The 26035-nt window shown below is 61.9% G+C and carries 27 protein-coding genes; 13 read left to right on the top strand and 14 right to left on the bottom strand.

What is annotated here, in order from left to right:
- Positions 1-128 precede the first annotated feature (128 nt).
- Genes otnK through ltnD form a run of 3 tightly spaced genes read right to left on the bottom strand, consistent with a single transcriptional unit; the run spans position 129 to position 3142 of the window.
- Positions 129-1406: a 3-oxo-tetronate kinase gene (otnK, locus tag AMK02_RS26755; protein WP_064807697.1), complete on the bottom strand. Its 1278-nt coding sequence runs from the start codon at positions 1404-1406 to the stop codon at positions 129-131.
- A 3-nt stretch (positions 1407-1409) separates the two neighbouring features.
- The gene (gene otnI, locus AMK02_RS26750; protein ID WP_064807695.1) at positions 1410-2186 is read right to left on the bottom strand and encodes a 2-oxo-tetronate isomerase; all 777 of its coding nucleotides are present in this window, start codon (positions 2184-2186) and stop codon (positions 1410-1412) included.
- 11 nt (positions 2187-2197) lie between these two features.
- Positions 2198-3142: an L-threonate dehydrogenase gene (ltnD, locus tag AMK02_RS26745; RefSeq protein WP_064807693.1), complete on the bottom strand. Its 945-nt coding sequence runs from the start codon at positions 3140-3142 to the stop codon at positions 2198-2200.
- Positions 3143-3374: 232 nt separating this feature from the next.
- Here ltnD and AMK02_RS26740 point away from each other — a divergent pair, with 232 nt between their 5' ends.
- The 4 genes from AMK02_RS26740 to AMK02_RS26725 all read left to right on the top strand — a co-directional run bounded on the left by AMK02_RS26740 (position 3375) and on the right by AMK02_RS26725 (position 7160).
- Positions 3375-4373 carry a LacI family DNA-binding transcriptional regulator gene (locus tag AMK02_RS26740; RefSeq protein ID WP_064807691.1) on the top strand — a complete coding sequence of 333 codons (999 nt, stop codon included), beginning with the start codon at positions 3375-3377 and terminating at the stop codon, positions 4371-4373.
- Between the two features lie 16 nt (positions 4374-4389).
- Positions 4390-5058 carry a 3-oxo-tetronate 4-phosphate decarboxylase gene (otnC, locus tag AMK02_RS26735; protein ID WP_064807689.1) on the top strand — a complete coding sequence of 223 codons (669 nt, stop codon included), beginning with the start codon at positions 4390-4392 and terminating at the stop codon, positions 5056-5058.
- A 145-nt stretch (positions 5059-5203) separates the two neighbouring features.
- Positions 5204-5872, top strand: coding sequence for a haloacid dehalogenase type II (locus tag AMK02_RS26730; RefSeq protein ID WP_064807688.1), 669 nt, complete (start codon positions 5204-5206; stop codon positions 5870-5872).
- Positions 5873-5885: 13 nt separating this feature from the next.
- Entirely contained in the window at positions 5886-7160 is a 1275-nt protein-coding gene (locus AMK02_RS26725) for an NAD(P)/FAD-dependent oxidoreductase (RefSeq protein ID WP_064807687.1), read from the top strand.
- Between the two features lie 144 nt (positions 7161-7304).
- Here the strand turns inward: AMK02_RS26725 and AMK02_RS26720 are convergent, their stop codons facing one another.
- The 6 genes from AMK02_RS26720 to argE form a co-directional block, all read right to left on the bottom strand.
- On the bottom strand, positions 7305-8762 hold the full coding sequence (locus AMK02_RS26720) for an NAD-dependent succinate-semialdehyde dehydrogenase (protein ID WP_064807985.1): 1458 nt from the start codon (positions 8760-8762) through the stop codon (positions 7305-7307).
- Between the two features lie 74 nt (positions 8763-8836).
- The gene (locus AMK02_RS26715) at positions 8837-9880 is read right to left on the bottom strand and encodes a tartrate dehydrogenase (RefSeq protein WP_064807686.1); all 1044 of its coding nucleotides are present in this window, start codon (positions 9878-9880) and stop codon (positions 8837-8839) included.
- A gap of 9 nt (positions 9881-9889) precedes the next feature.
- Positions 9890-11353 (bottom strand): aldehyde dehydrogenase family protein, encoded by a 1464-nt coding sequence (locus AMK02_RS26710; protein WP_064807685.1) that lies wholly within the window; start codon positions 11351-11353, stop codon positions 9890-9892.
- A 149-nt stretch (positions 11354-11502) separates the two neighbouring features.
- Positions 11503-11856, bottom strand: coding sequence for a cupin domain-containing protein (locus AMK02_RS26705; RefSeq protein ID WP_064807684.1), 354 nt, complete (start codon positions 11854-11856; stop codon positions 11503-11505).
- 37 nt (positions 11857-11893) lie between these two features.
- Positions 11894-12817 carry a 2-hydroxyacid dehydrogenase gene (locus AMK02_RS26700; protein WP_064807683.1) on the bottom strand — a complete coding sequence of 308 codons (924 nt, stop codon included), beginning with the start codon at positions 12815-12817 and terminating at the stop codon, positions 11894-11896.
- Positions 12818-12835: 18 nt separating this feature from the next.
- Complete coding sequence (argE, locus tag AMK02_RS26695) at positions 12836-13960, bottom strand: acetylornithine deacetylase (RefSeq protein WP_064807681.1); 1125 nt, start codon at positions 13958-13960, stop codon at positions 12836-12838.
- A gap of 262 nt (positions 13961-14222) precedes the next feature.
- On the opposite strand from argE, the gene AMK02_RS26690 reads away from it, so the two are divergent.
- Positions 14223-15125: a GNAT family N-acetyltransferase gene (locus tag AMK02_RS26690; RefSeq protein WP_064807679.1), complete on the top strand. Its 903-nt coding sequence runs from the start codon at positions 14223-14225 to the stop codon at positions 15123-15125.
- A 6-nt stretch (positions 15126-15131) separates the two neighbouring features.
- On the opposite strand, the gene AMK02_RS26685 is transcribed toward AMK02_RS26690, so the two are convergent.
- Positions 15132-15332 (bottom strand): hypothetical protein, encoded by a 201-nt coding sequence (locus tag AMK02_RS26685; protein WP_082240395.1) that lies wholly within the window; start codon positions 15330-15332, stop codon positions 15132-15134.
- Positions 15333-15494: 162 nt separating this feature from the next.
- Positions 15495-15806, bottom strand: coding sequence for a hypothetical protein (locus AMK02_RS26680; RefSeq protein ID WP_064807983.1), 312 nt, complete (start codon positions 15804-15806; stop codon positions 15495-15497).
- 315 nt (positions 15807-16121) lie between these two features.
- Here AMK02_RS26680 and AMK02_RS26675 point away from each other — a divergent pair, with 315 nt between their 5' ends.
- On the top strand, positions 16122-17027 hold the full coding sequence (locus AMK02_RS26675) for a LysR substrate-binding domain-containing protein (protein ID WP_064807675.1): 906 nt from the start codon (positions 16122-16124) through the stop codon (positions 17025-17027).
- Between the two features lie 56 nt (positions 17028-17083).
- Positions 17084-18214: an HPP family protein gene (locus tag AMK02_RS26670; protein WP_064807673.1), complete on the top strand. Its 1131-nt coding sequence runs from the start codon at positions 17084-17086 to the stop codon at positions 18212-18214.
- A gap of 142 nt (positions 18215-18356) precedes the next feature.
- Here the strand turns inward: AMK02_RS26670 and AMK02_RS26665 are convergent, their stop codons facing one another.
- From AMK02_RS26665 to AMK02_RS26655, 3 genes are all read right to left on the bottom strand, one after another.
- Entirely contained in the window at positions 18357-18608 is a 252-nt protein-coding gene (locus AMK02_RS26665; RefSeq protein ID WP_064807672.1) for a hypothetical protein, read from the bottom strand.
- 57 nt (positions 18609-18665) lie between these two features.
- Complete coding sequence (gene groL / locus AMK02_RS26660; protein WP_064807670.1) at positions 18666-20294, bottom strand: chaperonin GroEL; 1629 nt, start codon at positions 20292-20294, stop codon at positions 18666-18668.
- A 150-nt stretch (positions 20295-20444) separates the two neighbouring features.
- Positions 20445-20759: a co-chaperone GroES gene (locus AMK02_RS26655; protein ID WP_064807668.1), complete on the bottom strand. Its 315-nt coding sequence runs from the start codon at positions 20757-20759 to the stop codon at positions 20445-20447.
- A 353-nt stretch (positions 20760-21112) separates the two neighbouring features.
- Between AMK02_RS26655 and AMK02_RS26650 the strand changes: the two genes are divergently transcribed.
- From AMK02_RS26650 to AMK02_RS26625, 6 genes are all read left to right on the top strand, one after another.
- Complete coding sequence (locus AMK02_RS26650) at positions 21113-21403, top strand: hypothetical protein (RefSeq protein WP_064807666.1); 291 nt, start codon at positions 21113-21115, stop codon at positions 21401-21403.
- Between the two features lie 108 nt (positions 21404-21511).
- Positions 21512-21868 (top strand): hypothetical protein, encoded by a 357-nt coding sequence (locus AMK02_RS26645; RefSeq protein ID WP_064807664.1) that lies wholly within the window; start codon positions 21512-21514, stop codon positions 21866-21868.
- 221 nt (positions 21869-22089) lie between these two features.
- Complete coding sequence (locus tag AMK02_RS26640; RefSeq protein WP_064807663.1) at positions 22090-22416, top strand: DUF2934 domain-containing protein; 327 nt, start codon at positions 22090-22092, stop codon at positions 22414-22416.
- Between the two features lie 5 nt (positions 22417-22421).
- Positions 22422-22841, top strand: coding sequence for an HD domain-containing protein (locus AMK02_RS26635; RefSeq protein ID WP_064807661.1), 420 nt, complete (start codon positions 22422-22424; stop codon positions 22839-22841).
- A gap of 230 nt (positions 22842-23071) precedes the next feature.
- Positions 23072-25408 carry a PAS-domain containing protein gene (locus AMK02_RS26630; RefSeq protein ID WP_064807659.1) on the top strand — a complete coding sequence of 779 codons (2337 nt, stop codon included), beginning with the start codon at positions 23072-23074 and terminating at the stop codon, positions 25406-25408.
- An 88-nt stretch (positions 25409-25496) separates the two neighbouring features.
- The gene (locus AMK02_RS26625) at positions 25497-26003 is read left to right on the top strand and encodes an HIT family protein (protein WP_064807657.1); all 507 of its coding nucleotides are present in this window, start codon (positions 25497-25499) and stop codon (positions 26001-26003) included.
- The last annotated feature ends 32 nt before the right edge of the window (positions 26004-26035 follow it).

Raw genomic sequence — 26035 nt, 5'->3', positions numbered from 1 at the left:
CCCGCCAGTCTGCCGGAGCGCCGGCGGGCAGATCGTCTGAAGGCCGTGGTTCAGGCAGTATCTTATGGCTTTGCGATCACCGGCCGCCGCATCTTATGCTGGAGGACCGAGCCTTTCGCAAAACCGTGTCACCGCATCATCGCCAGCGCTGCGGCGAAGAAATCTTCGCCGCCGAAATTTCCTGATTTCAACGCCAGAAGCATATCGCCCTGCCTATTGCCGACCGTGCGCAGCACCGGCACGCCGGGCGCAATCTCCGGGCCGATCAGAAACGCCGGGATGGCGAGCCTGTCGACGGCGGCCCCCGAGGTTTCACCGCCGGCGACCACCAGACGCCGCACGCCTCTTTCAACCAGTTCGGCTGCGATAATCGACGTTGCGGTCTCGATCGCGTGGCCCGAGGTCTCCCGCCCATATTGCGATTGCAGGCGGGATACGGTTTCGGGCGCCGCGCTCGCGGCGACCACGACCGGGCCGGCGGAGATGCGGTCTCCGGCCCAGGAAATCGCGGCGGCGATCTCATCCGGGCCTGATATCAGGCGCTCTGGATCAAGCCGCAGCACAGGCATCGACCGTTCGGCGACCTCGAGCTGGCGTAGCGTTGCTTTCGAACAGCTGCCGGCAATAATCGCCGAAAACCCGTCGACAGGGCGAATGATGTCTTCAGCTGTTGCGCTGCCGGATATGCGGCCGGAACGGACGAGCGCCCGGGCAAGGCCGAGGCCAAGGCCGGACGCACCGGTCGATATCGGCGTTTCGAGCGCGATCTCGCCGAGCGTTTCCAGATCCTTTTCGAAAATTGCGTCGGCAACAGCCATGGTCACGCCTGTCGTGCGCAACGCATCGAGCCTCGCCCTGGCGGCGGCAGGGCCGGCCGCGATGGCTGCCAGATCGATCAAGCCGACGGCGCCGCGCGTTTGCCGGGCGAGAACCCGCACGAGATTGGCGTCGTGCATCGGGTTGAGGGGGTGATCCTTGAGCGGGCTTTCGTTCAATGTTTGGCCGCCGACGAACAGATGGCCGAGGTAGACAGTCCGCCCTGTTTCTGGAAAGGCTGGTGTAACCAGCACGCTGCCGCCGTCCGCAGCATCGCGCAAGGCCTCGGTGACGGGGCCGATATTGCCGGCGTCGGTGGAATCGAACGTCGAGCAGATTTTGTAAAGCACGTGGCCCGCGCCCCGATGGCGCAGCCATCGCTCGGCTTCCGTGGCAGCCGTCACGGCCTCAGAGGCAGGGACCGAGCGGATTTTCAGGGAAACGACGACGGCATCCACGTCGGGCAGCGCGAGCGAGGGATCGGGGATGCCGACCGTCTGCACCGTGCGCAGGCCATTCTTTGTCAGCGTGTTGGCGAGATCCGACGCGCCCGTGTAGTCGTCAGCAATCGATCCGAGTGAAATGGCCATTATCTAGCTCCGTGCAAAAGGGGCGAACCAGCCTAGACCGTCCAGCGTGCGGCCCCGCGGAATGTATTCGCAGCCGATAAAACCGTCGTAACCCAGCCGGTCGATTTCGCTGAACAGATAGGGATAATTCAGCTCCTCCCCATCCGGCTCATTGCGGGACGGCACACTGGCGATCTGGATATGGCCGGTGACCGGCAGCAGGCGCCGCAATGCCATGGCGACATCGCCATGGATGATCTGACGGTGATAGATGTCGAATTGAAGCTTCACGTTCGGCAGGCCGCATTCGGCGATCAAACGCTCGGCCATGGCGAAGTCGTTAAGGAAGTATCCCGGCATATTGCGCCCGTTGATCGGCTCAAGCAGAAGGTCTATGCCCTTTTCCCCGAGCCGGCCGGCGGTGTAGGCGACGGAGCGCCGGTAGGAGGCAGAGGCGTCTCGATCATGAGGATCGGCGATGCCTGCCATCAGGTGCAACCGTCTGACGCCGGTCGCCGCCGCATAATCCAAAGCCCGCTCGACACAAGTCTTCAGCTCATCGAACCGTCCGGGAAGGGCCGCGATGCCGCGTTCGCCGGCACCCCAGTCGCCTGGCGGCAGGTTGAACAAAGCCTGCTGCAGATTGTTGCGGGCGAGCCGTTCGGCGAGGGCCTCCGGCGCGGCTTCATAGGGAAAGAGATATTCGACGGCGGAAAACCCCGCATCGGCTGCAGCATCGAAGCGGTCGAGGAAGGCCCATTCGTTGAACATCATCGTCAGGTTGGCGGCGAACACAGGCATGTCGGCTTCCTTTACAGGCTCTGCGGCTCCTTGACGCGGCCGGGCAATTCTGCGCCGGAAAGCAGGGCATAGAGGCGTGCGAGTGAGGAATCGTCGTCATGGCCCATGCCGGCTCCGGCCGCCGCCAGGTACATTTGCAGGGCGGCTGCCGCGAGCGGCGCCGGATATCGTTCGGAGCGCGCCATATCCTGGACGATACCGAGGTCTTTGACGAAGATCTCGATGCTGCTGAGCGGCGTATAATCCCCGGCAAGTACATGCGGCACGCGGTTTTCGAACATCCAGGAATTGCCGGCCGAGGCGGTGATGACTTCATAAACCTTGTCGAGGTCGAGACCCTGCTTGGCCGCAAAGCTTATGGCCTCACATGCGGCTGCGATATGCACGCCGGCGAGAAGCTGGTTGATCATCTTGAAGGCGGCGCCGGTTCCGGCCGCGCCGCCGAGCTCGTAGACCTTGCCGGCCATGGCGTCGAGACCTGGGCGCGCGCTGTCGAAGGCTTGGCTGGAGCCGGATGCCATGATCGTCAGTTCGCCAAGCGCCGCCTTGGCTGCGCCGCCCGATATCGGCGCATCGAGATAGTGCAGACCGAGGGCCTCTACTCTTTGTGCGAGATTGCGTGCGACGGCGGGATCCATGGTTGCCGATGAGATGAACACGGCGCCTGCCTTCATCGTGCTTGCAACGCCTTCAGGGCCGAACAGCACGGCCTCGGTTTGCGCGCCGTTGACCACCACGCAGACAACAATGTCGGCCTCCCTGGCGGCGTCGGCAGGAGTCGCCGCGCCACGCCCGCCGTCGGCGACGAAGCGGTCCACTGCCGCCGGCGTTATGTCATATCCGATGACGTCAAGACCTGCGCGCTTCATCGACCGGGCCATTCCCAGTCCCATAGAGCCTAGACCGATGACGGCCGCAATGACGGTGGGGCGCGAGTTTTCGGCAAGCGGTGTCATGGGAGTTTCTCCAGTCTTGAAAGATCCATGCCCTGGGACCTGCGGCCAGCTGTTTTGGCAGCGCTGCCATTTTCCTACTCCTTTTTGGCAGCGCTGCCAACTGTGAATTGGCAGCGCTGCCAAAAAAATCTTGCTTCTGGCCGGAAGTGATGAAAAATGGATGTCGCACTGAGGCGCCCCAAGGATTGCTTCGCGCGTCCAAAGATTCCAGAGGCCGGGTTCGAAAGTGACCATGGAATTCAAACATCAGTCGACGGTGACCCTTGCAGAGGTCGCGCAAGCGGCCGGCGTCGGCGAGAGCACGGTGTCGCGCGTGCTGCGCAACCACGGTTCGTTTTCCGGCAGAACGCGGGAGCGGGTGATGGCTGCCGTCGAGCGGCTGGGCTATGTCCCGAACCGGATCGCCGGAACGCTTGCCTCCACCGGTTCGCGTCTTGTCGCCTTCGTCATTCCCTCGCTGTCCAACATCGTATTTTCCGACGTGCTGCGTGGAGCGAGCGCCGTTCTCGAAGAAAACCGCTATCAGGCGGTCTTTTCGGTGACGGACTATGATCCGGGCAAGGAGGAGGCGCTCGCAACCGCAATGCTTGCCTGGCGGCCGGCGGCAGTGATGCTGGCGGGGTATGAGCACACCGACGGCACGACGAAGATGTTGCGCGCCAGCGGATGTCGTGTTGTGGAACTGCTCGATTTGGACGGCGATGCCCTTGATATCGCCGTCGGCTTCTCGAACCGCGCGGCCGGGCGGGAGAGTGCTGCCTTCCTGCTCAGGCGGGGCTATCGACGGATCGGCTATGTCGGTCACGACCTGGACCGCGACACCCGCGCCGGCAAGCGTTTTTCGAGTTTTTGTGACACTCTCGACGCCAACGGAACTCCGCTCATCGCTCGCGAAATTGTGGCGGGCGCTTCGTCGGTGGAAAACGGTAAGCAGGGGCTGGAGCGACTGCTGGCACGAGCAACCGACCTCGACGCGGTCTATTTTTCCAACGACGACATGGCGCTCGGCGGTTATTTTCACTGTCTCGCCCAAGGGATCGCCATCCCCTCGCAGCTCGCCATTTTCGGCTATAACGGCCTCGATATCGGCCGGGCAATACCGCAACCCTTATCGACCATCCGGACGCCGCGCGTGACGACGGGGCAGATCGCCGCTGAGCTGGTCATCGCCAACGCGCCGCCGCAGGCCATCGATCTCGGTTTTGAACTGATCGAAGGGGCAACTGCGTAATATTGGAGGAACCGCCATGTCCGATGCGCGCCTGCGTGAGGAAATCTGCCGATACGGTCGCTCGTTGTTCGAGCGCGGACTGACGCCCGGTTCGTCCGGCAATATATCGTTGCGGCTGGAGGACGGCGGCTGGCTGGTGACGCCGACCAACGCCTCGCTCGGTTTTCTCGACCCGGCCCGGATCTCGAGGCTCGACGCGGAAGGCCGGTTGCTCTCCGGCGACAAGCCGACCAAGGAAATCCCGCTTCACACCGCCCTCTACGATACACGCGGCAGCGCTCGCGCCATCGTTCATCTTCACTCCACCCATGCGGTGGCGCTGACCATGCTGCCGGAGATCGATCCGCGCGCGGCCCTGCCGCCGATGACACCATATTACCTCATGCGCGCCGGCGAGACCGCTTTGGTGCCGTATTATCGCCCCGGGGATCCCGCGGTGGCCGATGCAATCCGGGGGCTGGCCGGCAAATATTCATCGGTGCTTCTCGCCAATCATGGACCTGTTGTCGCCGGTGACAGCCTGGAGGCGGCGGTCTTCGCGACCGAGGAACTGGAGGAAACGGCGAAGCTCTATCTGCTGTTGCGCAACCTCAATCCCCGGTTCCTCAGCCCGGCTCAGGTGGCCGATCTCGTCAATACCTTCGGCCTCGATCTTCCGTCGCATCATGACCACGATCACGGTTGAACCCGAGAGCACGCAACCTTCTGCCAAACACCGCTTTCTATACGATAGATTCTGCTTCCGATGCCGCCCAATTCAGGTAAGCCGCGGATAAAGCGGTGCCTATGATTGTGAAACATCCCGGTTCCAATCATTCAAGGATACGCAGATGACGACGTTCCGCCCGAAATACATCACCTTCGACTGCTACGGCACGCTCACCAACTTCCAGATGGCGGAAGCGGCACGCGATCTCTACGGCGACCAACTCGACGAACCGCGCATGGCGGAGTTCGTCAAGAATTTCGCCGCCTATCGTCTCGACGAGATCATGGGCGCCTGGAAGCCCTACGCGGAGGTGGTGCACAACTCGCTCGAGCGGACATGCAAGCGCAACGGCGTGACGTTTCGCGATGAAGCCGCTCAGATGGTCTACGCACGTGTTCCGACCTGGGGGCCGCATCGCGACGTACCCGAGGGTCTTGCCAGGGTTGCCCGGGAAATTCCGCTGGTGATCCTGTCCAATGCCATGGACGCGCAGATCATGTCGAATGTCGAAAAGCTCGGCGCGCCCTTCCACGCGGTCTACACCGCGCAACAGGCAAATGCCTATAAGCCGCGTTTCCAGGCCTTCGAATATATGTTCGATATGCTCGGCTGCGGACCGCAGGACGTGCTGCATTGCTCGTCCTCCTTCCGCTACGATCTGATGTCGGCCCACGATCTCGGCATCAAGAACAAGGTCTGGGTCAATCGCGGTCACGAGCCGGCCAATCCCTATTACGGCTATGTCGAAATCCCCGATATATCGGGTTTGCCTGGCGTCGTTGGCCTCTGACGGAGACAAGCGGATGCGGTTCCAGTCCTACTGGCACGACACAGCGCGTGCTTTTGCCGATGCGGCTCAAGGTCCTGTCGAAGGACATTATGACGTCGCCGTCATTGGCGCCGGTTTCACCGGGCTTGCGGCAGCGCGTCAGCTTGCGAAAGCCGGCGTCAAGGTCGTCGTGCTGGAGGCCGAACGCGTGGGCTGGGGGGCGTCGGGACGCAATGGTGGTCACCTCAACAACGGACTAGCCCACAGCTTCCTGTCCGCTAAGTCAGCGCTCGGCGCGGAGAGGGCTATCGCGCTTTACCGGGCATTCGATGAGTCCATCGACACGATCGAGGCGATCATTGCCGAGGAGGGGATCGACTGCAATTTCCGTCGCGCCGGAAAGCTGAAGCTTGCCTCCAAGCCGCAGCATTTCGATGCCATTGTCCGCAACTTCGAGGCTGTGCATAGGGAGGTCGATCCGGAGACGGCGCTTCTTTCGGCGGATGACTTGAAGAGTGAGGTCGGCTCGCCCTTCCATGGCGCCATGCTCTCGAAGAAGAGCGCGATGATGCATATGGGCCGCTATGTCGCCGGGCTCGCCGCCGCGGCCGTCCGCCACGGCGCCGTCATTTTCGAAAAGGCTGCCGTGACCGGCCACAGGCAAGGCAACGGCCGCCACAGCCTCGAGACCGGGCAGGGCACCGTCACCGCCGACCATGTGCTCGTCGCGACAGGCGCGTACACGCCGTCGCTCTTCGGCTATTTCCGCCGCCGGATCGTTTCCGTCGGCAGCTTTCTGCTCGCCACCCGACCGCTGAACGACGCCGAAATCGCAGCGACGATGCCGGGGAACCGGACCTGTGTCACCTCGCTGAACATCGGCAATTATTTCCGGCTGTCGCCGGACAACCGGCTGATCTTCGGCGGCCGCGCACGCTTTTCCGCCACCTCGGATCAGCGATCGGATGCAAAGAGCGGCGATATTCTGCGCGCCGGTCTGGCTGAAATCTTCCCGCAACTTGCCGGCGTCGAGATCGACTACTGCTGGGGCGGGCTCGTCGATATGACCAAAGACCGCTATCCCCGCGCGGGGTATGTCGACGGCGTTTGGTACGCCATGGGCTATTCCGGCCACGGCGCCCAGCTCTCCACCCACCTCGGCATGATGATCGGCGATGCCATCATGGGCAAGGCGGATCGCAATCCGGTAAAAGGGCTCGAATGGCCCGCCGTTCCCGGCCATTTCGGCAAGCCGTGGTTCCTGCCGGTCGTCGGGCTCTATTACAAGACACTCGATCGCTTCATGTAAGCCGCGGCGTGACGAGAGCGGTTCAGCCGTTCTCTGGTGTGTGTCGCAAAACATTGCAGCGGTGCGAGACAGGATCCGAAGCTTGCGATATTATTTAGGAAGGGCGCCGGAATGACTTTCCGGCGCCCTTTGTTTTCTTGTCGATCAGGAGAGCCCGCCGATGTGGAAGCTCTTCATTTCCAGATATTCCTCAATGCCGCATTGGGCGCCCTCACGCCCGAGGCCGGATTGCTTGACGCCGCCGAACGGAGCGACCTCGGTGGAAATGGCGCCGGTGTTCAGGCCGATCATGCCGAATTCGAGCGCCTCACCGACCCGCCAGGACCGCTTCAGGCTCTCGGTGTAGAAATAGGCCGCAAGGCCGAAGGGGGTGGAATTTGCGATGCGGATCGCCTCCTCCTCGGTGTCGAACCGGAACAGCGGGGCAACAGGTCCGAATGTCTCTTCGCTGGCAAGCTGCATGTCGGTGGTCGCGCCGCCAAGCACTATCGGAGCGGCATATTGATCGCCTGCCGGCATGGAATCGGCAGTGGCGAGGATCTTTGCTCCCTTGTTTACCGCATCCTCCACGTGCCGGTTGATCTTCTCGATCGCAGCTTTGTTGATCATCGGTCCGATATCCGTGCCGGCCTCGGTGCCTGCCCCGACCTTCATGGCCGAGACCCGCGCGCCGAGTTTGGCGGCAAAGGCATCGTAGACGCCGGACTGAACAAGAAGACGGTTGGCGCAGACGCAGGTCTGGCCGCCATTGCGGAATTTCGACGCGATGGCGCCTTCGACGGCAAGGTCGAGATCGGCATCGTCGAAAACGATGAAAGGGGCGTTGCCGCCGAGTTCGAGGCTGAGCCGCTTGACGCTGTCGGCGGCGCCGCGCATCAGCAGCGAACCGACGCGGGTCGAGCCGGTGAACGAGATCTTGCGCACAGTCTGGTTCGCCATCAATTCGTCGCCGATTGCGGTCGGCATGCCGGTGACGATGTTGATCACGCCCTTGGGGATGCCGGCGCGTTCCGCCAGAACGGCGAGCGCCAGCGCCGAAAACGGGGTCAGGTCGGATGGCTTGATGACAACCGTGCAACCCGCCGCAAGCGCCGGCCCCACCTTGCGGGTGATCATCGCATTGGGAAAATTCCAGGGCGTGATGATCGCCGATACGCCGACGGGCTCCTTCAGGACGACGATCCGCCGATCCGCTGTCGGCGAGGGAATGGTCGTGCCGCCGATGCGGCGTGCTTCCTCGGAAAACCATTTGATGAATGAGGCGCCGTAGCGGATTTCGCCCCGGGCTTCCGTCAGCGGCTTGCCCTGTTCCGTGGTCAGGATCAGCGCCAGGTCCTCGATATTGTCGAGCATCAGATCGTGCCAGGCCTCGAGCAGGGCGGCGCGCTCGGCATGGGTCTTGGCCCGCCATGGACCAAGAGCTTTTTCTGCCGCCATGATGGCGACCCGCGTGTCGGCTCCGTCCATGTCGGGCACGCTGCCCAGCACGTGCTGCGTCGCCGGATCGATGACCTCGATCGTGCGCCCGGCTGCGCCCCCGCGCCATTCTCCGTCGATGAGCCCCTGCTGGCGCAGCAGGCTTCCATCCCTCAATCCGTTCATCTTGTCCTCTTTCATCAAAGCGTCCTCTCCACAATTCCGGGCGCAAAACCGCGGCGCAATTTTTGCGACGTGCTCTAGTCGAGTGCCGAAAGCACCGATGCCGTGATCGCCTCCGTCTTGTCCTTGCCGGGAGTGGCGCCGATGCCGCGCGCGGTCGTCGTCTCGATCGCGGCCATTATCCTTCCGGCGGCAGCCGCTTCTCCGAGATGCTCCAGCATCATTGCGCCCGACCAGATGGCGGCGATCGGATTGGCAATTCCCAGATGAGCGATATCGGGCGCGGAGCCGTGGACCGGTTCGAACATGGACGGCGCCGAGCGGTCAGGATTGATGTTGGCGGATGCCGCAAAGCCGAGCCCGCCCTGGATGGCGGCGCCAAGGTCGGTCAGGATGTCGCCGAACAGATTGGAGGCGACCACGACATCGAGGCTTTCGGGCGCCATCACCATGCGGGCGGCCATGGCGTCGATATGATAGCTGGTCACCTCGACATCGGGATATTCCGCCGAGAGCTTGCGGGTAATCTCGTCCCAGAAGACCATCGAATATTTCTGCGCGTTGGACTTCGTCACCGAGGCGAGTTTGCCGCGCCGCGCCCGTGCTTGCTCGAAACCGAAACGCAGGATGCGTTCGACCCCCTTGCGGGTGAATATCGCGGTTTCGATCGCCACTTCGTTGTCCGTGCCCTGATGGACGCGGCCGCCGGCGCCGGAATATTCGCCCTCGGTGTTTTCACGAATGCAGAGAATGTCGAAATCATCAGACCGCAGCGGTCCCTGCACGCCTGGGAGCAGACGGTGCGGGCGGATACTGGCATATTGCACGAAAGCCTTGCGGATCGGCAGCAGGAGGCCGTGCAGCGATACGGAATCCGGCACTTTTCGGGGCCATCCGACGGCGCCGAGCAAGATGGCGTCGAAAGACCTCAGCGTCTCGATCCCGTCGGCAGGCATCATGCTGCCGTTTTCGAGATAGTAGTCGCAGGACCAGGGGAAGCGGGTCGCTTCAAGAGAAAGTCCGCCGGATCCGGCTGTCTTTTCGAGCACGACCCAGGCGGCCTCGGTCACGTCGCGGCCGATGCCGTCTCCGGGCAGAAGGGCAATCTTGTAGGTCTTCATCTGAGCTCCTTAAAGGCTGATGAGCACGCTCTTGCTCTTGCGGTTGGCGTGATAGGCCTCGCGGCCGAGATCCTTGCCGATGCCGGATTGCTTGTAGCCGCCGGTCGGCAGGATATGGTCGCGCGATCGGCCGTAACGGTTAACCCAGACGGTGCCGGCCTGCAGGCGACGGGTGAAGCGGATCGCGCGCGAGAGATCGCGGGTGAAGAGGCCCGCGGCCAGGCCATAGGATGGGTGGTCGGCGAGGCTTAGCGCCTCCTCCTCATCCTCGAAGGTCTGGATGGTCAGGACCGGTCCGAAGATTTCCTCGAGAACCGCGGGCGATGTTGCGGTCACGCCCGAAATCAGCGTCGGAGCGTAAAAATAGCCCTCACGATCGAGCCGGCCGCCACCCGTAAGACATTCGGCCCCGCCGTCGATGGCGGCGCGGATGATACCATCCATGCGGGCGATTTGGCGTTCGGAGATAACGGGCGAATAATCGGTCGTTTCCTCCCAGGTCGGCCCCGGTCGGACTGCCGCCAGTCTGGCGACGAGGGCCGCTACGAGCGCGTCCGCCACCTTCGCCTCGACGATGAGGCGGGATCCGCATATGCAGGCCTGGCCGGCGTTGGACAAAATGCTGGTGGCGATGGCGCCTGCCGCAAGGTCGAGATCGGCATCCGCGAAGACCAGCTGAGGGCTCTTGCCGCCGAGCTCCAACGTCATGGGCTTCACGCCGGTGCGGGCAATGTTGGCCATGATGGCTGCACCGGCCGTGGTCGAGCCGGTGAAGCTCACTTTGGAAATCCCGGGATGCCCGGTGATGGCGGTTCCGGTGATCGGACCGTCGCCAAGGACGACATTGACGAGGCCGGCGGGCAGGCCGGCCCGCACCGAAAGCTCGGCGAGATAGAGTGTCGAGAACGGCGTCATCTCCGATGGCTTCAGCACCACGGCATTGCCCGCCGCCAGCGCCGGGGCAAGCTTCCAGCCTGCCATCGACAGGGGAAAATTCCAGGGCGTGATGGCGCCGACGACGCCATAGGGTTCCGTCACGATCATGCCGAAATTCGCGTCGTCGGTCGGGACGAGATCGCCGCCTTCCTTGTCGGCGAATTCGGCAAAGAAGCGAATCTGCTCGGCGGTGACGGCGATATCGCCGGCGACGAGATGGCCGACGGGGCGGGTCGAGGAAAGCGCTTCGAGCTTGGCGAGGGTCTCCGCCTCGGCTTCGATCAGGTCCGCCCAGCGCTGCAGCGCCTTGGTGCGATCGCGCGGCCGCACACCACCCCAATTGCTTCTATCTAACGCCCCCCTTGCCGTCTCCACGGCCTGATCGACAAGAGCTGCGTCGGCAAGCGGACAGCCGGCATAGGGCTTGCCGTCGGACGGCCGATGCATATCGATGACGGCTTCGGCCGGAACCAGCCGGCCGCCGATGAAATGTCCCATGGGCAGGGAAATCGAGTTTGGATCGAAGCTGAGTGTCATTGCGTGTCCTCGGCATGAGCTTGCTTAAGCCTAGCCTGGGAAACCGAGCAGCATGCATCGACCGGAATTGCTGCAGCGGATGAAAATTGCGTTTTCCGCGCCGCCGCCAGTCAAATCTACGGCCGGTGATCGCGACGGGCCGCTCGCCGTCACGTCACGGTCACGTAGATCTTGCGAACCGTCTCGATCGTCTTCCAGACGCCGACGAAGCCGGGCTTCATGACGAAACTGTCGCCGGCCCCGTAGACCACCGGTTCTCCGCCGTCCGGTGTAAGTTCGACCAGCCCGGCAAGAATATGGCAGAACTCGAATGTCTCGCCCTTGATCGAACGCGTCTCACCCGGCGTTGCCTCCCATACGCCGGTATGGACCGTCTCTGCGCGAGCGACGTCCTGCGCCCAGGTCTTGAAGATGGGATTACCCGCGATCAGACGCTCGGGCAGGGGGCCGGACTCGCGCGGCGGATGGGATGGGTTGGTATCGATCGTCTTGAGCAGGGACATGGTTTTCCTTTCGAGGTGCAGATGGTGGGAGAGAGGATCAGTAGCCGCGTCTGCGATCGACCAGTCCGATCGGGTCGAGGCCCGCCCGGTGCCGTTTGATGTTGCCGATCACCACGGCCGCCGCGGTTTCGGCTTGGGTGACGCTGGCAATATGCGGCGTCAGCAGGATTTTCGGATGATTCCAGAAGGCGTGGCCCGATGGCAGCGGCTCGGGATCGGTGACATCGACGACAGCGCCGGAGAGATGGCCGGCGTCGAGCGCACCGACGAGCGCCTGATGATCGAGTTGAGCGCCGCGACCGACATGAACGAGTGCGGCCCCAGCGGGAAGCCTGGCAAAGAGCTCGGCATTCAGGAAGCCGCGCGTCTCCTCGGTCAGCGGCAGCATGCAGACGAGAATATCAGTGGTGGCAAGCAGGGTCTCGAGCCCCTCGCCGCCACTGAGGCATCGAACGCCGTCAATCGTGCGCGGAGTGCGGCTCCAGCCGGACAGCGGAAAACCGAAGGGGTGCAAACGCTCAAGCACCGCGCTTCCCAGCATGCCGAGCCCAAGCACGCCGACGCGGCGTTCCGCCGCCTGAACGGGTGCGAGCGGCTGCCAGCTCCCGCGCCGCTGCTGGCCGAGATAGGCCGACAGATCGCGATGGAGAGCGAGCACGGCGAGCGTCACATATTCCTGCATCATTCTGACGATGCCGTCTTCGACCATGCGCACCACCTTGACCTGCGCAGGCACGGCATCGATGCGGAACTGATCGATGCCGGCGCCGATGGAAAACAGGATTTCAAGATTATTGTAACGGGCGAGATCATCCGGCACGGTCCAGGTGATGAGGTAGCGCACAGCCTCCGGTTCGACCGATGCCGGATCCATGGCGAAGGCTATGTCGGGCAGTTCGCGCGCGAAGGCCTCGGCGAATATGGCGCCGCGCTTCGCATCGGAATTGAAGAGAAAGGTCATGGCAACGCTCCTTGATCGTCAGGCGGTGCAACGTCGGGCGAGTGCCTCGATCATGCCCTGGCAGGCCAGGAGTTCGCTCGCGAGGATGAATTCGTCCGGTCGGTGAGCACGGGCGATATCGCCTGGGCCGCAGATGATCGCATCGATGCCGGCGCGCTGGAAAAGGCCGGCCTCGGTGCCGTAGCTGACGGCGGCGAGCGGCTCGATACCTGTGAGTTCTTCAAGCAAGTGCGCAAGTGGCGCATCGGCGGCAAGCGACAGCGCCGGATAGGCGCTAAGTTCGCGCCATTCCGACTGAAAGCCGCGTTGCGGCAGCGCTTCGGCCATCGTTCGCAGCGGCGCCAGCAGCGTGGCCGGGTCGATTCCGGAAATCGCCCTGGCCTCGAACTCGGCCTCGCAGCTCTCGGGAATGATGTTGACCGCCTGGCCGCCCTTTAGCGTGCCGACCTGGAGCGAGGAATAGGGCGGTTCGAACCCAGGATCGAACGGACCCTGCGTCAGCCGATCGGCTTCGGCGCTGGCGCGAGCCAAGACCTCGGTCATGGCATGGATTGCATTTAGTCCCTGGTCGGGGCGCGAGGAATGGCCGGATCGGCCTCTGACCTTCAGCCGGGCGGCCGCCTTGCCCTTGTGGGCGCGGATCGCCCGCATGCCGCTCGGCTCGCCGATAATCGCGCCGAGCGGAGGTGCACAGAGCTCAGGCAGGCGGGCGATCATGTGCGGGACCCCGCGGCAGCCTGCCTCCTCATCGTAGGAAAAAGCGAAGTGGATGGGTCGGCGGAGTTGTGCCGCCGCGAGTGCCGGGACGGCGGCAAGCACGACGGCGAGAAAGCCCTTCATGTCGGTTGTTCCGCGACCGTAGAGGCGGTCCGCTTCGGCGCGGAGACGGAACGGATCGCTGCTCCACCCGCCTTCCGTGGCAGGAACGACGTCCATATGGCCGGAGAGGATGTAGCCCGGCGTCTCCCTTGGACCGATCGTTACAAAGAGGTTCGACCGGTCGCCCTCGGGGCCGGCAATCTCCGTGGCGACAATACCGTGCCTTTGCAGGTAATGCCTGATCCACCCAACGATCTCACCGTTCGGCGTGCCGACGACCGAGGGAAAGCCGACCAACCTTTCGAGGATTTCAATTGCCTGCATGAGCTTCCTCGCATCGCGGGATATAGAATTGCACCGGCCCACTCGCGGTCAACGGCACGGGCGGCGGTCGGGATCTGGTCAATGACTGTAGGGACCCGCCCAGGCTTTATTTGCCGAAACTGCATCGGATTTGGACGATTGTTGTGTTTGCACGGGCTTCGCCAGTGAATTGTATCGCGCGATCCATCCTAATCTCGACGAAGGAACTTCCGGGCACAGCTTTCCCTATGGGGTGGCCGGACAACACCGCAGGAGGGCGGGAGTGAGTGCACTGACATCCGAATCCAGGTTGGTCGATAGTTTCGAGACGCGCATAACCGGGATCGACAGTGTCGACCTCGACAAACTGCATACGCTTTCGATGTCCGTCGCTTGGCCGCATCGCCGTGAAGACTGGCAATTCCTGCGCGAATTCGGCCAGGGCATTGCGGCCATCGATGAAATCGGGCGCATCCTCGGCTCCGCGATGTGGTTTCCCTATGATGACCGGTTCGCCACAATCGGTATGGTCATCACCTCGCCGCGCCTGCAGGCCAATGGCGCCGGGCAGTGGTTGATGGGCCACGCGCTCGACCAGGTCGCCGGACGAAATCTTGGGCTGAACGCGACGCGGGCGGCGCGACGCCTTTATCTGTCCTTGAATTTTGTTCGTGAGGCGCCTGTCTTTCAATGCCAGGGTGAAGCGATAGCGCCACCGGATGTGGACTTGCCGGCCGGTGCTGCAATACGGCCCGTGGAAGCTGAAGATCTGGAGGCGATCGCGGAACTGGATCGCGTGGCCTTCGGCACGGACCGCACGCCACTTCTGGCTCGGCTCATGACAAATTCGAAGGGCGTCCTGCTGGTCCGCGGCGGCCGGATCGAGGCCTTCTCGCTTTGCCGAAGGTTCGGGCGCGGCCATGTCGTCGGCCCGGTGGTGGCGGTCAGTGACGCAGACGCAATTGCCGTCGTCCATCCGCATGCGCTTGAGCATGCGGGGTCATTCCTGCGCCTCGATACGCGCGAGAAAGTCGGGATATTTGCCGATTTTCTCTCGCGCTGTGGCCTTGCTGTCTTTGACTTCGTGACAACCATGTCGCTGGGCGACCCTTGGCTTCCAAGTCCGGGAGGTCAGGTGGGGCATCGGCCGAAAACCTATGCGCTCGTCAGCCAGGCGCTCGGCTGACGGGAATTAAGCGCCGGGATAAATGGGCATGGCGGCCGAAGCCTTGATACGTTCGGCTTCGGGTCGGAAGGAACGATATTGCCACAGGCCTTCCGCCGTTTCCCGCCGGTATACGGTCTCGAGCCAGAACACCGTGTCATCGATCGGCAGGACAGGATGCCAGGCATACCACTCCGACCAGATCCTCTCTCGCCGCTCGATATTCATCGCCCCTCTCCCCATTCTTGAAGCGATCCGCTTCGAAAAATATTCAGCAGGAGAGAATTATATTACGAAACTATTCTGTCGCGAAGATCGTTTTTTGGCGCCGCGCGAAGTTGCTCAGCCAATTGTCTCACCGCCGCTTGCGCGGACAAGACGGCCGGATACTCAGCCAATCGAGCGTAGCCCAAGATAGGCGGCCAAGCTGACGGCAGAAAGGGCGATCGTCAGCCTCGGGCGGGCGTCGTCGAACATTGCCGCCAGCAAAAGGCAGAGCATCAGCACGACGGATTTGGCCCAGAGATTTTGGTCGGAAATGGTGAAGGCGACTGCCGCCAGAAAGACGGCGCTTGCGACGACCGTCACTGGAGCGGATTTCTCGGCGAGATCGCCGCCGGAAAAATACGGCAGAAGAAAACGCCGCATGCTGAGGCCTGAAGCGACGCTCAGAAGAAGGCAGGTCAAGACTAGGTGCAGCATATGGTCGGCGCCGGTCGTTCTACAGATCAGCATAGAGACGCAATCCCCATGCCAGCCGCAAAACGCCCGGTAGCCGGGACGATGCAGCGGTTTGCGTGGCTATTTCGGCGGCGTCTCGATCTTTTTTTCGGCAATCACTTGGCTGTCTGGCCTGCGGATGGCGCGGACATTTTTAATGAGAAGGTCGAGCCCGGGAGCCTTCACGCACGGCCCTGGTTCCGGTTTTTCGCCTATGTCTAAACCCGCTTGAGCTCGGGTGATGATTTTTATATAGAGAACAATGACTCGCTTTAATTCCGGAAAAGAGATTTTTCATTGGACCTTTCGTCGATCGAGATATTCCTCGCCGTTGCCAGCGATCGCAGCGTTACCAAGGCCGCAAAGGCAGTCGGGCGGGTGCCGTCGAACGTGACGACGCGCATCCAGCAACTGGAGGAGGACCTTGGCACTTGCCTGTTCAGCCGTGACGGCAAGAAGATGACGCTGACACGGGAAGGCGAAACCTTTCTCGTCTATGCCAACCGACTTGTGGCGCTGGCGCTCGAAGCGCGTCAGGCCGTGCGGCCTCTCGCTCCATCGGGAACATTGCGGGTCGGCACGATGGAGAGCACGGCGGCAAGCCGGCTGCCGGCGGCGTTGACGCAATTCAACCAGATGTGGCCCGATGTGTCGCTGCATCTGACGATGGGCGCGTCTCGCGATCTCGCCCGCGACGTTCTGGCCGATGCGCTGGATTGCGCGCTGATTGCCCGCCCACCAAAGACGATGCGCGAGGAGGATCTGGATTTCGATGCCGAACTCAAGGCGCTCGAGATGGAGACGGTCTTCGTCGAAGAATTGTTGATCGTGCTGCCATCCGGCCATCCCGCCATCAAATCCGCGGCCGACCTGCGTGTCGGATCGCTGGCAGCTTTGGAACCTGGCTGCACTTATCGCCGGATTGCCGAAAACTGGGCGCGAAAATCGAGCGACCTGCCGACGAGCGAGCTCGGCTCCTACCATGCGATCCTGGCGAGCGTTGCGACCGGGAATACGGCGGGCGTGATGCCAAGGTCCGTTCTCGATCTCATGCACTGGCCGACTGCCGTTCAGACCCATCAGCTCGGGCCGGTCGAAACGCTGCTGGTTCACCGCAAGGACGATTGCCCGAGCGCCTTCAGTGCCTTCCATGAGGTGCTTGGCGCAACCAAAGGCAGAGATGTCAGGCTGGCGGCGAACTAGCTCCTGCCTCTCCTCCTTCACCCCTCAGATTATCCTCACTCATCATTGGTCTTCGCATGCAGTTTCCCGTTTCACCGAAAGTGGGGCCGAGCCGTATCGGCCGCTTTCGCCTGTTTTCGCCGATCCTGGCCGGCGCGACGTTAAGAGAACGATTGATCGCCTGTTTCGGCGCGTTGCTGGGCATCGGTCTCACCGGTGTCATCAGCGGCTATCTGTTCGGCCAGGGGCCGCATCTTCCGCTGATCGTCGCGCCGATGGGGGCATCGGCGGTGCTGCTTTTCGCGGTGCCGGCAAGTCCGCTGGCGCAGCCGTGGGCGATCATCGGCGGCAACACAATTTCCGCCCTGATGGGCATCATTGCCGCCTATTTCATTCGTGATCCGATCATCGCCACGGGCGTCGGCGTTTCGCTGGCCATCGGCGCAATGTCGTTCACGCGATGCCTTCACCCGCCGGGAGGGGCTGCGGCACTGACCGCGGTGCTCGGCGGTCCTGTCGTCGCCGGTTGGGGGTTCCTCTTTCCCTTCGTGCCGGTCGCTTTGAACTCCTGCATTCTCGTCGGGCTCGGGCTGCTGTTCCACAAGCTTTCCAGACGGAACTATCCACACGTCGTTCCGAAGCCGGCGGAGAACACCCACCAGACGATCGATCCGCCATCCGCCGCGCGGGTGGGCTTTCGCGAGGAGGATGTCGATGCGGCCCTCGAGGCGCTCGACGAAACCTTCGATATCGATCGGGCAGACCTCGGAAGACTGCTGCAGCAGGTCGAACTGCAGGCGGCCATCCGATCAAACGACAAGATCAGCTGCGCCGATATCATGTCGCGTGACGTGATCGCCATCGGCGAGACGTCCGAGCCGGACGCCGCGCGACATCTTATTTTGAAGCATAATATCCGCACCCTGCCGGTGAAGGATCCGGAAGGCCGTCTGATCGGCACTGTCGGCTTGCGTGAATTGTTTGCGGGCGGCGATACGATTGCCCACGCGATCACCAAACCGGCGGTGGCAAGAGCTTCGGATGCTGCCCTGTCGCTGCTGCCCGTTCTGACGGACGGGCGCACCCATGCCGTCATCATTGTCGACGACGACCACCGGATCCTCGGCCTGATATCGCAGACCGACCTCTTGAGCGCCGTGGCGCGGCTGCTGCCGAACGACGGCGACACGATCGCGGCCGTGGCTTGAAACGTGCGGAGCGGCCCGGATTGCCGCCGGCCCGTCACGGCCGCCGAAGGCGACATGCCTTCGGCGTCAGCCCTTCCGATAGGATCTCGGCTATGACCTGAAACGGACGCTGGATGCGCTCGTCATCGATTTCGTGCGGCAATTACCGGCGTGTAGTCGGGCGTCCGTTCGTCTCAAACAGGCCGCGGGCCGCCTCGACCATCGACTGCAGATGATTGGGGTCGCGCACGCCCTGCCGGTAGAGCTCGATGACGATGCTCGCCATTCGTTCGGCTTCGTCGCTGTCTCTTGCCACTGCGTAATCGGCCCTGAGCTTGTCGAAGACGCGCTGGCAGGTTTCGAGATCGCGGGAGTCCAGCGGCACCTGCGATCGGTTTAGGATCGTTTGAACCATTTTCATTCCCTTGGAAATGGCTCGCTCGGCGTGTCCGGGCGAGCCTGCGACCCTGTCTTAAAAGTCCATACCGGCGCCGGCCGGCATGGCCGGAGGAGCATCCTTCTTCGGCTTCTCGGCGATCATCGCTTCCGTCGTCACCAGCAGACCGGCGATGGAGGATGCGTCCTGCAGCGCGGTGCGAACGACCTTTGCCGGATCGATGACGCCCTGCGCGTAGAGATCGCCGAATTCGCCGGTCTGAGCGTTCCAGCCGTAGGAAAATTCGCTCTTTTCCCGCAGTTTGCCGACAACGACCGAGCCTTCGGCGCCGGCGTTTTCAGCGATCTGGCGGGCCGGGGCCTCAAGCGCCCGGCGGACGATGTCGACGCCGACCCGCTGGTCGTCATTGGCGGTCTTGACATTGTCGAGCGCCTTGACCGCGCGCAGCAGCGCCACGCCGCCACCGGGCAGGATGCCTTCCTCGACCGCTGCCCTTGTTGCATGCAGCGCGTCGTCGACGCGATCCTTCTTCTCCTTCACCTCGACCTCCGTCGAGCCGCCGACGCGGATGACGGCTACACCGCCGGCGAGCTTGGCAAGACGTTCCTGCAGCTTCTCGCGATCGTAGTCGGAGGTGGTTTCTTCGATCTGGGCCTTGATCTGGGCGATGCGGCCCGAAATCTCCTCCTTCGAACCGACGCCGTCGATGATGGTGGTGTTTTCCTTCTCGACCGTGATCTTCTTTGCCCGGCCGAGCATATTGAGCGTCACATTCTCAAGCTTGATGCCAAGATCTTCGGAGATGACGGTGCCGGCGGTGAGGATGGCGATGTCTTCCAACATGGCCTTGCGGCGGTCGCCGAAGCCAGGCGCCTTGACGGCAGCGATCTTCAGGCCGCCGCGCAGCTTGTTGACGACGAGTGTTGCCAGCGCTTCGCCTTCGACGTCTTCAGCGATAATGAGGAGCGGCTTGCCGGACTGAACGACGGCTTCGAGGATCGGCAGCATCGACTGCAGGTTCGACAGCTTCTTCTCGTGAATGAGGATATAGGGATCCTCGAATTCGACCCGCATCTTGTCGGCATTGGTGACGAAATAGGGGCTGAGATAACCGCGGTCGAACTGCATGCCTTCGACGACTTCGAGTTCGGTTTCGGCGGTCTTGGCTTCTTCAACGGTGATGACACCGTCATTGCCGACCTTTTGCACGGCCTCCGCCAGGAAGCGGCCGATTTCGGCATCGCCATTGGCGGAGATCGTTCCGACTTGGGCAATTTCGGCATTATTGGATATCTTGCGGGCGTTGGCCTTCAGTTCTTCGACGATAGCGCTGACGGCGAGGTCGATGCCGCGCTTCAGGTCCATCGGGTTCATGCCTGACGTCACGGCCTTGGCGCCCTCCTTGACGATTGCCTGGGCAAGAACGGTGGCGGTCGTGGTGCCGTCGCCGGCGATGTCGCTGGTCTTCGAAGCGACTTCGCGGACCATCTGCGCGCCCATGTTCTCGAACTTGTCTTCGAGCTCGACTTCCTTGGCAACCGAGACGCCGTCCTTGGTGATGCGTGGCGCGCCGAACGACTTGTCGATGACGACGTTACGGCCTTTTGGTCCGAGGGTCACTTTCACGGCATTGGCCAGGATATCGACGCCACGCAGCATTTTTTCGCGGGCTTCGACGCTGAATTTGACTTCTTTAGCAGCCATGTCCTCACTCCTTCATCGGCAGCTAGCGCATGTCGCCAAGTGTACAGCGGTTTTGCGAGAACGACATGCGTTGAAATTAAGATCTGAAGCGCGAGAAGCGAATCTCAGAGATCGCAACGCGCTTTAGCGTTGACTTCCGACGTGATGGACTCAGGCGGCCTCTTTCCGCTCGGCCTGAGCTTCGATGATACCCATCACATCGCTTTCCTTCATGATCAGCAGGTCCTCGCCGCCGATCTTGATCTCCGTGCCGGACCACTTGCCGAACAGGATGCGATCGCCGACCCTGACGTCCAGCGCCTCGATCTGGCCGGCATCGTTGCGGGCGCCGGGGCCGACGGCGATGACTTCGCCTTCCTGCGGCTTTTCCTTGGCGGTGTCGGGAATGATGATGCCGCCCTTGGTCTTTTCCTCGGAAGCGACGCGGCGGACGAGAATGCGGTCATGAAGCGGTCGGAACGACATGTCTTCCTCCATAGACGAATAATGACGCCGGTGTTAGCGCTCGCCGGACCGGATTGACGAGATCCGGGCGGGCGCAAAGTCGCGCGCCTTGCGCGAATGATCTGGTTCGAGGGTTTTTCGATTTCAAGAGGCGCAGGAGAAAAATTAGCACTCTCTATCGACGACTGCTAATAGCTCTCCCGGGAACAGAAGGCCGGCTCCGGCGTTCGACATAATGACGATGGTCGTTCCCTCGTCTCGAAGGCGAGTTCAAACTGCACATGGCTTGAATCCGGATGTCGGCGTTCCTAGCTCTCAGGCGATCGAGGCTCGATGAGCTCGATCACCGTCCCACGTCTTTAGGAGTGAGTGACATGGAAGAGAAGACCAATATAATCAAAGACCTCAGTATCGAGGAACGCGAGGAGATCTTCGTCGATATCGCTCGCACGCTGGAGGATACGGCGCGTGAGGCTCTTGTCGAAGGCAATACGCACTTCGCCGTGCTCTCAAACAACATGGCCGAAGCAATTCGCGTCAATGCCGACGAACTCGCCCGCGACGATCCCGAGAATGCTGAGCGCGTGTTGCTCCAGGCAACCGCGATGATCACGCAGTTCGAGGCCGTCCACCCCTATCGCATGGTGAGCATGGCCGTTCACTGATTGCCGGCAGCACGGCCTGGCTCGACCGCCCGCTCGAATCAGTCGCCAGTAATGCGGAACTCTCGCGGCCGGCGGAGGTTATTGGATCACAGCATCGAAAGGTGATCCATGACCACTTCCCCAACCAACATGTCACCCGAGAGCGGAACCGACGACGCGCGGTCCTTCGACACGCCGCAAGCCGAGGCCGATCGCCAGGCGGCATCGGAGGCCGCCCGGCGCAACGTCCGTTCGACGCTGGATCGCGATGGGGGCAATGAGACCCCAAGCCTGAAACTGGCGAAGGAGTATCTGAGCCTGGGTGGGCGCCGCCGGTCCAAGATCGATGACAACATTACCAATGTTCGCCAATGGGATGAGGATCCCCCGGCGGCCGAACGCTTCTGGAAAGAGCGGGTGGAAACGCTTTCAAAGGATGAGCGCAAGCAGGTGGAAGATTTTCTTCCCACCATCAACACGCCTTGAAAGACAGCCGGCGGCTCGTTGTCGCACGATGTGTCCGAACGCTCCGAAGGAGGAGCATGCATGAGATCAATCCGGCAATGCAGGAATGCATCGAGAATTGCTTGCGCTGCTGCGGCGTTTGTCTTCGCACGGCCATGAACCGCTGCCTCGAGGCAGGTGGAAAACATACGGAACCGCGCATCTCAGGTCGATGATAGCCTGGGTCGAAACTGGAGAAGATCATGGCCATAGACAAACACGAGCAGATACGGCGGCGCGCCTATGAAATCTGGGAAGCCGAAGGCCGCCCTGAAGGTTCGGACCTGCGCCATTGGATGCAAGCTTGCGACGAGCTGGCCGGCGAAGACGAGCACGAGACGCTGCAAGATCTTCTCGATCAAGACGACAGAGATGATGCGGCCTTGCTTCAAGGAGCCGGGGAAAGCGGTGATCTCGATCCGCCGCGAGCCGGCCTTGCTCAAGTTGCGGGCGCGACGACGCCCGATATCGAGATAACAACGGGGGAGAAGCCTTCCCGGCGAAAAATCAGACGGACCGAAGGACCGTAACCGCCATGCAGCATCTCGACCATGCCATGCAAATCGCCTTAGAGGCGCATGAGGGGCAGGTGGACAAGACCGGCCGGCCATTCTTCGAGCATTGCCAGCGGATCGCGCTTCTCGTGTCGGGCGACGATGCGCGAACGGTCGCCTATCTTCACGATGTCGCCGAAAAAGGCAGCGGCTGGACGCTCGACAGGTTAAGGGAGGAAGGCTTCCCGTCGGCGATCATCTCCGCGGTGGATGCCTTGACGCGGCGGCCCGAGGAGCCTGATGACGAATTCGTCAGACGCGCCGCATCGAATCCGCTGGCCCTGCCAGTCAAACAGGCCGACCTTGAAGACAATCTCCGACAGGCCGAACAAGCCGGCAAGAAAACCGAAAAATACCAGCGCGGTCTGGATCTCCTGCACGACATCCGGAACGAACGCTAGGTCTGTTGGGGCGGCGCCGGCGAAATCTCGAAGAATGTACCTGCCGCGCGTCCTCATGCATTACTTGATATTTTTCCGCATCGCCTGCAACCATTCTTCAACCATAGAACGCGGAGCACCCTGATGCCGACCTGAGGTGAGGGGCGTGTTAACCGGTACGACTTATAGTCGCGTCCACGTGGATGAACGGGGGAACGGTCGTGTCCGGCGAACTGCACACAATCTTGGCAATGGATGGCACGTTGGCAGGCCTGCATGGTGTCGGCGACGCCCTTGAGCGACATGGTATCGTGCTGCGCGTTCACCTCGACCGAGCTGCGTTTCATGATTGCGCCGCCAAACGACCGCTGCCGGCGCTCGTTCTGCTGGACGCCCTGTCGCCGGAGGGAGGTGGTCTCGAAGACTGCCGGCGTCTCAAGGCAAACCCGATAACGTGTGATATTCCAGTCATCATCGTGGCCTCGCCGCAGGACGAGGAGAGCCGGATCGGAGGGCTTGCCGCCGGTGCGGTCGATTGCGTTTCCAATCTTGTCTCCGCCGCGGAGCTCGTCGCCCGCATTCAGCGACATATAGAGCTCGGCGCAGTCCACGCGCGCCTGCAGCGGCGCAACGAGCAACTCGATACGGCGCTTGCCAGCATGGGACAAGGCGTCTGCCTGTTCGACGAGGCCGGCCGGCTGCTGCTTTCAAACAACCGTTATGCCGAAGTCTACGGACTTGATCCCTCCGTCATCCATCCGGGACAGTCACTCGAAGACATCCTCAACCTGAGACAGGGGGTAGGCGCCGTCCCCGCCACCTCGACCTCGGAATATCTCGCCTGGGCCGAAGCGACCAACAGGGGTGATACGCCCCGAGACTGGATCAAGGAACTCAAGTCGGGCCAGATCATCCGCGGCTATCATCAGCGCACGTCGGACGGCGGCTGGGTATCGACCCATGAGGACATCACGCAGGCCTGGCAGGCTGAAAAGGCCCTTGCGAAGGCGCATGTCCAGGCAGAACGCGCCGAGCAGGAGGCGCGGGCGGCGCATGCACGTCTTCTGGCGGCTTTCGAAGTCGTCCCGGAAGGTCTCGTCTTGTTCGACGAGGAAGACCGCTTTGTCCTGTGGAACCAGAGATATGAGCAGCTTTACGCCGAAAGCGGCGATATGCTCGTGAACGGCATGCGCTTCGAAGACCGCCTGCGTGCAGGCCTCGAACGCGGCCAATATCCGGAAGCGGTCGGGCGCGAAGAGGAATGGCTGGCGGAGAGGCTGGCCCATCATGCAAAGCCCACCAGCAAACACGAGCAGCGCCTACCCGGAAATCGCTGGATTCGGATCGAAGAACGCCAGATCTCCGAAGGCGGTAGCGTCGGCATACGTGTCGACATCACCGACCTCAAGATGCAGGAGGCGTCGTTCAGGCTGCTGTTCGAAGGTAACCCGATGCCGATGTGGGTTTACGATCATGAAACGTTGAGATTTCTCCACGTAAACCAAGCCGCCATCGATCATTACGGTTATCGTTTGGAGCAATTCCTGACGATGCGACTATCCGACATCGAGGCGCAGGAACCCAACCCGCCGCAGGCCGTCGCTTTCGATGTCGAGGATAATGCCTCGTCCCGCTTTTCCCGGCATTTCAAGGGAGATGGAACGGCTATCGAGGTCACCGTCTATTCCACCTGCTTGAACTACAAGGGCAAGGCGGCATCGCTGATGGCTGTCGTCGACGTCACCGAGGCCAAGCGCGCCGAAAAGGCATTGCTGCAGCACCGTGACACGCTTGAAGAGATGGTGCGCTCCCGCACGGTCGAACTGGCGCGGCAGACAGAAGAGCTCGAACGAATGCTCGAACAGGAAAAGCAGATCAACGAGTTGCAGCGGCAGTTCGTCTCGATGGCATCGCATGAGTTCCGCACCCCGCTTGCGGTGATCGACGGCGCGGCGCAACGGCTCATTCGGCGCAAAGAAGCAGCGACGCCGGAGTTTCTTTGCGAAAAAGCCGATCAGATCCGCAGCTCGGTTTCGCGCATGCTCGAACTGATGGAAAGTATCCTTGCTGCCGGACGGTTGGACCACGGCAGGATCACCATCGTGCATAAGCCGTGCTCGATTGCCGAAATCATCGAAGTCTGTGGCGCCCGCCAGGAGAGCATCCGGCGCACCCACCGCTTTCTGCTTGACCTCGATCGGCTTCCTCCGGCCATTTATGGGGATCATCCTGCGCTCGACCAGGTCTTCAGCAATCTCTTCTCGAACGCCGTGAAATACGCACCGGATTCGCCGAACGTCCACGTTACCGGATGGCAGGAAGGGGACAGCGTTTGCATCACCGTCCGCGACGAAGGCATCGGCATCGACGCCGATGACCTCCCGAAGATGTTCCAGCGTTATTTCCGCGCCAGAAGTTCCACGGGCATTGCCGGCACCGGCATCGGCCTCAATCTCGTCAAGCAGATCATCGAACTTCACGGGGGATCGATAGAAGTGGCAAGCAGCCGCGGAAACGGCACGACGTTTACGCTGCGGATTCCGATCGGCGCGGAGCTGCCAGACCAGTTGCGTGTCGCTGCCGGATAGGCAGGCGGCATCTTCTCCGAGCGGCGGCTGCCTTCGCTGTTGGTCGCATTGTTGAGTGCGCTCGCCGCTGGGGAGATGGAGGTTCAGAATGATCGATCGCCAACCCTTCGATCTCAAGGCCTATGTGCGTGACACTGCGGCGAGGCCATGCTTTATCTGCGGCTTGATCGAGAATGATCCGGCTTGTTTTCATCATCGTATTTTCGAAGACGATGAGACGATTATCTTCCTGAGCAAATATCCGACACTGCCCGGTTATTGCCTTGTCTGCCCGAGGGAGCATCGGGAGGATTTGGCGCAAGACATGTCGACAGATGAGTATCTTCGACTGCAGGAGAAGGTGCACGTTTTGTCTCGGGCGCTGAAACGCGTCTTCGACGCCGAACGAATTTACGTGCTTTCGCTCGGCAGCCAGCAGGCCAACAGCCACTTACATTTTCATGTCGTTCCTTTGCCTGGAGGCGTGCCTCTTGAGAAGCAGCAATACCATGCGTTGATGGCGGAACATGGCGTTCTGCAGATGCCCGATAACGAGATGGCGGAGCTGGCGCGGCGGATTGCTGAAGCCTATCGTGTCGAGCTGAGCCCGTCATGATTGGCGACGGGTGGTCTGCCATCAACGCGTAT

Origin of the sequence: Rhizobium sp. N731 (assembly GCF_001664145.1) — a bacterium.
GTDB lineage: Bacteria > Pseudomonadota > Alphaproteobacteria > Rhizobiales > Rhizobiaceae > Rhizobium > Rhizobium esperanzae.
This window is presented reverse-complemented; position numbering and strand designations above follow the sequence as displayed.